Origin of the sequence: Streptomyces sp. KR55, assembly GCF_052245645.1 — a bacterium.
In the GTDB taxonomy this organism is placed as follows: Bacteria; Actinomycetota; Actinomycetes; order Streptomycetales; family Streptomycetaceae; genus Streptomyces; species Streptomyces flavusporus.
The window spans coordinates 1-8,932 of the sequence record NZ_JBQQCE010000405.1 but is presented as its reverse complement, the minus strand read 5'-3'; the positions used below and the strand labels follow the sequence as shown (position 1 = coordinate 8,932).

Annotated in this window: 3 protein-coding genes and 1 pseudogene; 3 read left to right on the top strand and 1 reads right to left on the bottom strand. The window is 68.1% G+C overall.

Translation table 11 applies throughout. The annotated features are described in order from the left end of the window. The 3 genes from ACTWQJ_RS39485 to ACTWQJ_RS39475 form a co-directional block, all read left to right on the top strand. The coding region (locus ACTWQJ_RS39485; protein ID WP_443311255.1) for an HAD-IIIC family phosphatase at positions 1 to 3,454 on the top strand (3,454 nt) is incomplete at its 5' end. After that, positions 3,451 to 5,916 carry a thioester reductase domain-containing protein gene (locus tag ACTWQJ_RS39480; protein WP_443311254.1) on the top strand — a complete coding sequence of 822 codons (2,466 nt, stop codon included), beginning with the start codon at positions 3,451 to 3,453 and terminating at the stop codon, positions 5,914 to 5,916. The genes ACTWQJ_RS39485 and ACTWQJ_RS39480, both read left to right, overlap by 4 nt. Before the next feature lie 23 nt (positions 5,917 to 5,939). Then, positions 5,940 to 7,022, top strand: coding sequence for an alpha/beta fold hydrolase (locus ACTWQJ_RS39475; RefSeq protein ID WP_443311253.1), 1,083 nt, complete (start codon positions 5,940 to 5,942; stop codon positions 7,020 to 7,022). 1,368 nt (positions 7,023 to 8,390) lie between these two features. Here the strand turns inward: ACTWQJ_RS39475 and ACTWQJ_RS39470 are convergent. Further along, a pseudogene (locus ACTWQJ_RS39470) lies at positions 8,391 to 8,932 on the bottom strand (SWIM zinc finger family protein); the annotation flags it as partial.

The window sequence follows — 8,932 nt, the reverse complement described above, 5'->3', positions numbered from 1 at the left end:
CTTCGCGCTCGGAGGTAACGCGCTGCTGGCCACCCGCCTGATCAACCTGCTGAAGGAGCAGACAGGCGTGGAGCTGCCGGAGCAAGCGGTCTTCAACGCGTCACGGCTCGCCGACATGGCGCAGGAGCTGAGGCGGCGCGTCCCCCTGACCGGGGATGCCGGCACCCGGACGCAGGTGATGGACCGGATACGGCACCATGTTGCGGAACTGCTGGGCTTCGACGCCGACCAGCTGAACGTCTCAACCCCGCTCACCAACCTTGGTATCGACTCGGTGACGGCCATGCGCACCCGAGGTCTGGTGGAGGCTGACTTCGGACGGGTGCTGCCGGTAGCGGCGCTGCTCGGCGGGGCGAGTGTCATGGACATCGTGGACTGGATCCTCGACAGCCAGACCGGCGCGGAGGCCAGGGAACCGCTTGTGCCCGAAAGGGGCACGCGCCAGGAAGGCTTCGAGCCACTCGTCGTGCCGGGCGCCGACGGAACCGTACGATACCCGGCGACCCGTGACGTCATACGACTGTTGCGCACGGAGCAGCTGGGCACCCCAGGAGTCACCCACAACATCGGCTCCGCCGTGCAGCTCGCCACTCCGGTCAGCCGGGAACGGCTGACCGGAGTACTGGGCAACCTCACCGCCCGACACGCGGCCTTGCGGACGGCGATCGTCGCGGACCCCGAGCACGGCCTCCAGTTGGAGGTCGGGCAGAGCCTGCCCGGAACATTGCTGCGATGGTCACCCGTCGACGAGGACACGGACGCGGACCAGCGACTGCGCGAGCTGCTGGAACCACCGTTCGAGCTTGCCGTGGCGCCGCTGTGGCGGTTCGAGCTGCTGGAGTACCCGTCGGGGAAGCAGGTACTGCTCTACGGTGCGCACCACGCGGTGTCCGATCTGTCCTCACTCGCGCTGGTGGCAGCAGAGATCGGCGCGGAACTCACGGGTGAGCATCTGTCGTCCGCTCCCTCCTTGGACGATATCGACGGTCTGATGCGGGCACAGCCGACGCGGCAGGAGACGGACGGCCGGGAGGCCTCGGCGGCGCAGCCGCGCGAGTGGTTCTCCGGGATCCGCAGGCTGGATCTGACCCTCGCGAAGCCCCGCCCCGCGGCCCGGTCGTACCGTGCGGCGACCGAGCTCGTGGAGGTCCCCGATGGGCTCTCGGAGCGGGTCGGAACCGAGGCAAGACGGCTTGGGATCACCCCGGCCGCCTTCTGGCTGGGCACGCTGACCATATTCCTCGCCCGTCTGCGGGAGCGCAGCCGGTTCGTGCTGGCGGTTCCGGTGGACACCCGGATGCACGCAGAAGCGCTCGACGCGGTCGGGTTCTTCGGCGTTCCGATACCGTTCCCTGCCGGGGCCTCCCCGGGCGAGTCAGTGGCCGAGGTGTTGCGCCGGACCGACCACCGTCTGGGCGTGCATCTCGAGAAGGGCATTTCCTTCTCGGACACCATGTCCACGCTGGTAGCGGAGGGGCTGTATCGCGAGAACGCGCCACTGGTCGAGGTTTATTTCAACTACCTTCCACCGCGCGGCCTGAAATTGCCCGGACTGGAGATGCTCCCCGCGGGCACCGGCCACTCCGACCTCGATCTGATGATCAGTGTGTCACCGGATCTGGGTCATATGCGACTCGACTACAACCTGGACATCTTCGACAGCTCCAGCTGCGCCCGGTTCGGCCGGGACTTCCTCGACCTGATCGCCGAGGTGATCGGTCAAGCGGGCACGGGCACAGTGGGTGCTCTTCCGGTGCCTCAGACAGCGGGGCCAGTGGTGCCGTCGTCGAGGGAAACCGAGACGGAGTCGCTCGCGCCACAACCGTTGCCCGTACCCCCGTCACGCTCATCGGCACCCCAATCCGTCGCTCTGACAGCAACCTTTGCTCTGGGCAACCTCTCCGCGCTGCTCGGCCTCGCTCTTGAGGGCACCGGACTCACCGTCACCGAAGGTCCGTATCACCAGGTTCTGGCCGCCCTGCACGACCCGTCCGGCGTTCTCTCCGATCCGTCCACCGCAGCAGCCCTTGTCCTGCTGCGTGCCGCCGACTTGGGGCGTTACGGCGAAATCAGCGACGAGTTGCTGGCCGAACTGGGCGAGGAGTACCCGGCAGCCCTGCGCTCGTTGGCCGAACGCACGGGGAGGCCGGTGATCGTCGGCTTTCTTCCCGCCCACTCGACCGAGCAGAGGCTCCGGGACTGGGAGGAGCAGGTGAGGTCCCGGCTCCAGGATCAGGCCGGCATCGCGGTACTGGGGCCGGAGAGCTTCAGCGGCGATGACTTCGCCAACCCGTTCGACGCCGAGACGGACGCGCTGGCGCACCTGCCGTTCCGGACGGAGTTCCAGGCCGCAGTGGCGCTTGCCCTCGCCGAACTGGTGCAGGCCTCCCGCCGCACCCCGCCCAAGGTGATTGCAGTGGACGGCGACGAGACTCTCTGGGACGGCATCGCAGGGGAGGACGGGCCGGAGCACGTTGGCCTCACGGGGGCCCGTGCCCAGCTTGCCCGCCGACTGCTGCAGTGGCGTGCCGCAGGTGTTCTGCTGGTGCTGGTCTCCAACAACGACGAGGCCACCGTACGTGCCGTACTCGACCGGCCCGACAGTCTGCTCTGCGCTGAGCACTTCAGTGTGATCTCCGCCGGTTGGACACCGAAGTCCGTGCGCCTCAAGGCGGTTGCGGAGGAACTCGGGCTCGGCCTCGACACGTTTATGTTCCTCGACGACAACCCGGCCGAGATCGCCAGGATGAGGGCAGCTCTGCCCGAGGTGCTCTGCGTGACTTGCCCGCCTGGAGAAGGCCTGCCGGACTTCCTGACCAGGCTCTGGCCGGTCGCCCCGCGCGCGGCGACACAGGAGGACGCCGCGCGGGCGGACTTCTATCGGCAGGAGAAGGTGCGCGAGGAAGCACGTTCCCGGACCACCTTCGCCGACTTCCTGGAGCGGCTGAACCTGGAAATGGACTTTCAGCTTCTCTGCGACGACACGATGGAACGTTCTGTTCAACTGACCCGGCGCACCAGCCAGTTCAATCTCCGCCCTTTGACGGTGGGCGAGGCGGAGCTGACGCGCTGGCAACGGGATGGCGAGGTGTGGACCGTACGGGCGCGGGACAGGTTCGGCGACTATGGGCAGATCGCCGTCGTCGTGATCCGTCCCGACGGCGAGACGCTCGAGGTCCTGGGCTGGATGATGAGCTGTCGGGTGCTCGGCCGCGGTGCCGAGGAACGGGTTCTCGGCTGGCTGGCAGACCGAGCCGAAGCCTTGGGCTGCCCGGCCGTGCGCATGATCGCCGAGCGTACCCCCCGCAATATCCCCGTACGGCGGCTGGTGGCCGCCTTGTCCGGCGGGGACCCGGAGGCACCGCGCCTGGAGGCACTGGTCCCCGCGGACCGGCTCCGAGACTTCCGCTCGTGGGACACCACAACAGACGAAACCGTGGAGGCAACCGCATGAAACCCAGCCCCGATACAGGTGGCGACGTACCGGCCCGCAATCATGAGGTAGACCGGCAGTACGAGGGAGAATTGATCGAAAGCGGTCCGCGCGGGTCCGCCGCGATCGCCGGTTTGCTGGCGCGTTTTCAGCCGCCGGCCCCGCAACCGCAGTCGGTGGACAGCGCGAACGACCCGGAGGGCCCGGTCAACGGCACACCGGCCTGGGGTCTCGAACAACTTGCCAAGGCCATCGTCTCGAAGGCAGCTGCGCTGCTGGGCGGCAAGGAGATCGACGCCGAGACCGATCTCTTCGACGCCGGTGCCACCTCGGTGGACGCCGTTCGACTCGTCGCCGTGCTCGACCGTGACCTCAACGTCAGACTCAGCCTGGACGACGTCTTCGCCGACGCCAGGCCCCGGCGCCTCGCTCAACGCTGGCTGGGCAGTCCGACGAAACGCACACTGCCCGAGGCGTCGGCGACCACCGGAGCCCTTGAGCTTCCGGTAGCCTCCGCGCCGTCCGCCACCACGACGGCCTCGCCGGGCACCGACCTCATGCCGACCGATCCCGTCGCGCCGGACGAAACGCTCCCTGCGCTCGACGACCATGCCGAGGACCTCGCCCTCATCATGGCCGACCTCGCACGTGCGGACCTGCTTCCCTGGTGCGGCGACCCGGAACCGGTCCCGCCCCGCCGTGTCCTGCTGACCGGTGCCACCGGCTTCCTGGGTGGCCACATGCTGCTCGACCTGCTGCGGCACAGCGACGCACATGTGGTCTGCCTGGTGCGCGGGGACAGCGTGCAGGACGCAGAACGGCGCCTCGCCAAGGGTCTCGCCAGTTTCTCCCTCCCCTGGTCGGCTGAGGTCCGACGACGGGTCACGGTCCTCCCCGGCGACCTGCGCCAGCCCCGACTCGGCCTGACGGACGAACAGTGGGAACTGCTGGCAAACGAACTCGACTCGGTTGTCAGCGTGGGGGCGGCCGTGGACTTCCTGCGCGGCTACCCGTCGCTGCGCCGGACCAATGTCCTCGGCGTGCTGTCCCTCGCCGAACTTGCGATGACCGGACGACCCAAACCGCTGCACCACATTTCGTCGATCGCCGTGTTCAATGAGATCGGCATCGCCTCGATGGGCGAGGACGATCCAGTGGCACATGTGGACCGGCTGACGGCGGGGTACGACAAGTCGAAGTGGGCGGCCGAGGCAGCGCTCAGGCGAGCCCGCGACCGTGGCCTGAAGGCAACATTTCTGCGCCCTGGCGGCATCGTCGGCCACACCCGCACCGGCGCCTACAACCCACACGACATCAATACGGGCCTCTTTTCCGCCATCTCCCGTTACCGCGTCGCGCCCAAGATCAACTATTCGAACTCCGCCCCAGTGGACTGGGTGAGCCGCGTCGCGACCGCCGTGATCTGCGAGCCGAGCGGCTGGGGCCAGAACTACCACCTCACCGGACGGCCGGACACTCTCACCGAGATGGTCCGCGATCAGGAACTCGGTGGGCTGAACGTGCGGGTAATGGCGTGGGATGCCTGGCTCGAGGACTTCCTGACCCGCTGTGAGACCGATCAGGTTCCCGAACTGGAATTCATGGCGCGGGTGCTGCGCAACCCCGCCGGCCGGAAGATCGTCGAGGCGAGCGTCACAGCCCCAATGGCGACGGGGGAGCGGACCGAGGCGTTCGTTGCCCGGCACAAACTGCCACCACCTGCCCGCTACGACGCGCAGGCCCGGCTGAAGAGCTACGAGCGAATGGCCCGTGACGGCCTGGTGGTCTTGCCCAGTCGGGACGACCCACCGCACCTGTGGTTCCGGGAGACGATGCGTGGCAAAGCGGGCCCGGTCGACGCCAAGCCTGACACCCACTGCACCTTCGCGCTGACCCTGTCGATCGCCAGCATGTACCAACTCGTGCAGCACCGCACCATCGACGTACGCGGCACGGTCTCCTGTTCCTTGCTGCACGCGGATCCGCTGACCGTGGATGACGGCGAGATCTGGGTCCGTCCCCACGAGGGAGTGCCTCACCGCCACAGCCTGGACCACCCCCTGCTGCGTTACCGCCTGGCCCTGCGCGATTCCGACGGAAACGGCTGGTGGCTGGAGGGCTGGAAGACAGCCCGGCCCCGCTTTGATTACTTGAAGCAGGCACGCACTCTCACCATCCGCGCCGGCCGCGAGGGCGAACCGGCGAGCTTGGCCGGAACGATGAAGGTGCCCAAAAAGTCCTATAAGCGAGAGCAGATAGACGGTATCCGGGTCAATCCGAATCTGTCGATGCGGGAGCAGAGGATCGCCAAGCTCACCTGGCTGACCTGGTTCAGCACGCAGCTGGGCCAGGGCCTGCTGGAGCCCACCCTGCGCGCCGGCGCTGAACTGCTCGACCTGCGCCCGGACGCCATCGACCGCGACAAGGACAGGTACCAGGCCAAACTCAAGAAGTGGGAAAAGGACAGGAAGCAACTTCGATGACACCACGACCGCTCTATGCCCCGATGGACCGCTTCACCGTTGAGCAGATCCCGTTCCATGCATCCGACGGCACGGAACTCGGCCTGTGCCGGCTGACCGCCAACACCCCCGTCGATCAGAACAGCACCGACCGTCCCGCGGTCCTGCTCCTGCACGGTCTCACGGCTTCGGCTGACATGTTCGTACTCCCCGAGACCCGCAACCTCGCGGACGTCCTGCTCAGCGCGGGCTACGAACCGTGGCTGCTGGACTGGCGGGGCAGTTGCCGCTTGCCGTACAACGAGGGCCGCGTCCGATATGCCTTCGATGATGTGGCGCTCTATGACATCCCGGATGCGGTGTCGTACATCCGCGACCGGATCGGCCAGCGCCAGCTGTTCGTGGTCGCTCACTGTCTCGGAGCACTGTCGCTGTCATTGAGTATGACGGGCGGCTTGGTGCCAGGCCTCGCCGGAGTGGTGGCACAGGGGGTGTTCATGACGCCGAAGTATTCCGCGAGGTCCCGACTGCTCGGCCACCTCGGCGGCGAGTGGGGCCGCTCCCGCTGGACTCACCTCCCGGTCGACTTCACCAAGGTGGGCTTCCGCTCGCGCTACACGCCGATGTTCGCGCTGGCTTCCCTCTCGGCCGACGAATGTGACGACCCCACCTGCCATATCCTGCACAACTCCGCCTGGGGTACCGGCGCGTCACTCTACGTCCACGAGAACCTGCACGAGACAACCCACAATCGGCTTGCCCAACTGTTTGGTTCCGCGCCCACCTGGATAGGGCCGCACCTGCGGCGCATGGAACTAGCCCACACGGCGATGCCCTGGAACTCGGCTGACCAAGGCTACGGCCAACTGCCGGAGAACGCCCTGGACAGCGCCGACCGCATCGACTGCCCCGTCCTGCTGCTCGCCGGCAGTGACAACAAAACCTTTCACGATTCAAACGAGCTTTGCTACGACGTCCTGTCCAGCCGCTACCCGGACCTTGACATTCGTTACGTCGAAATTCCGGGCTACGGCCACGTTGACCCTTTCATCGGCCGCGGTGCCGCCCTTGACGTGTTCGGCCACATCGTCGATTTCCTCGACGAAAGATCTGCCGCATCATTCTGAGACCGCGCGGTGACTGTGTGGTGGTCGCTCGCTAAAGCGAACAAGAGTCACAACAGATCCTGTTCCTGAGACCGTGAAGGATGTTGTGGCACCAGACTGTCCGAGATCACCTGGACCTCGCGCTGCAGGGAGCTTCGCATCGGGTGCGGCAGTTGATCACTGCGGATTGGGGTGCAGCTCCTGGGCCAGCATGTAGCGAGACAGCCCCGCGCAGTGGATCCACCGCACCGCCGTCATCTCCGACTGAGCGTTCGGCGGCCTCCCGGCACCGCTGAACCACCCGTCGGCGGCGCGCAGACGGGTGGTCCGGCGGCCCAGGCATTCCCTGTCAAGTTCTGCTTGCCGAACAGAGAGGGAGGACGCTGGGCAGGGCGACGTTCAATGGGGGGACTCAGCTCACCGCTTGGGGAGCAGGGAGTCGAGTCGAGTGAACAGCTGCTCGGCTCGCGTGATCGTCGCCGCGTCGATGCCCGGGGACACGCACCTGTATGTGTCACGGGGCGCGGGCGCGTGGGGCCCGCTGACACGGGTCGGGGCGCCTTCGGACGTGACAGTGGTGGAACTGTCGTCAGGCCAGGCGTGAGAAGGGTCAGGCGGCGAGCGTCGTCGCGTGCCGTGAGATCCCCCGGAGGGGATCGGCTCTGGACACGGCGAGACGGCGTCATCAGCTGCGGCCTGGCGTCACCGCCGGGACAGCTGCGGTTTGCAGGGGCGAAGGTTACGACCTGGTTGGTCGCGAGAGTTCCCGTGCTATGTGCTGCGCATCGGCCGTCCGGCAGGTGTCGCCGCCTCCCTGCTCCGGGTGCTCGAGAGCGGAGAACCCGAGTGCAACGGTGCCCACGCCGGACGCCGCGCTCCGTCGTGGCCCACGCGCTCAGAAGCCCTGCCGACGGTGCCTGCGGGGCTTCGTCGTCGCACGCGCGCTCTCACACAGCTGTCACCAACTGTGCCGACTCCCCCGGACCGGGATGCCCTGAGCTGGCATTACGCGCCCATCTTGGACTGGCCTGGACGCCCACGGACAGTCGTTACAACCTGTGCCACGTCGTCCCGAGCGAGGGGCCGAGGATGAGGACCGGGGCGTCTTCCGGGCCGTCGAAGCGGTACTGCAGGGCAGGGGTCGTCGTCTCACTCACCGCACCACGCTAACCGCCGCAGCCCGGGATCCGGCCGCGGGGCCCCTGTGCTTCACACCTGGCTCCCGGAGATCTCCGGGTGATTCTCACATTGCCTTCCCGGGAGGGGTGGGGTGGAGTGGGATCGGGTTCGGGGGGTGTCGGGGTTCGGCGGAGTGCGGTCTCGGTTTGGCAGAGGCCGGGGTGATCGGTGAGATCCTGCCGAGCCCCGCTCAGACCCTGCCAGGTGCGGTCAGGGTTCGTCGGTGGTGCCGAGGCCCATGAGGGCGCCGACCGGGTCGGGGTCCGGGGTGCCGCGGGGCCACCAGTCGTCGTGGCCCGGCTCGGACTCGTAGGCGTACCACAGGTTGTTGCGGCCGAGGCGGAGCTGGACGTGGTCGTGCGGGTGGGTGAGGCGGTTGCGCCAGGGGCGGAAGGCGGGGAGGTCGGCGGCGAGGAGGAGCGGGCGGGCCCGGTCGAAGCGGCCGGCCGGCGGGTCCCAGGGTTCCTCCAGGACGCTGAGGCCGTCGAGGCCGCCCTGCCGCCAGGCGGCGACCGCCCGGGCCAGCTCGGCCGGGGTGCGGCCTGCGGCGGAGGCGAGCGAGGAGTACAGGGCGCGGGTACCGGCGGTGAGGCCGGAGCCGGGGCGGGCCGCGGCGAGCCGTACCGCGTCCTGCCACAGGGTCAGCTCGGCCACCGGGTCCCTGCCGGTGGCGAGCAGGGCGTGGGCGCGGGCGGCGGCGTCGGTGGCCAGCTGGTCCAGCGCGAAGGGGTCCGGGCCGCCCGGAGCAGCCG

Bases quoted from the DNA above. Each gene is read 5' to 3' on its own strand.
- ACTWQJ_RS39475 (WP_443311253.1), top strand. From the start codon at position 5,940: ATGGACCGCTTCACCGTTGAGCAGATCCCGTTCCATGCATCCGACGGC.
- ACTWQJ_RS39480 (WP_443311254.1), top strand. From the start codon at position 3,451: ATGAAACCCAGCCCCGATACAGGTGGCGACGTACCGGCCCGCAATCAT.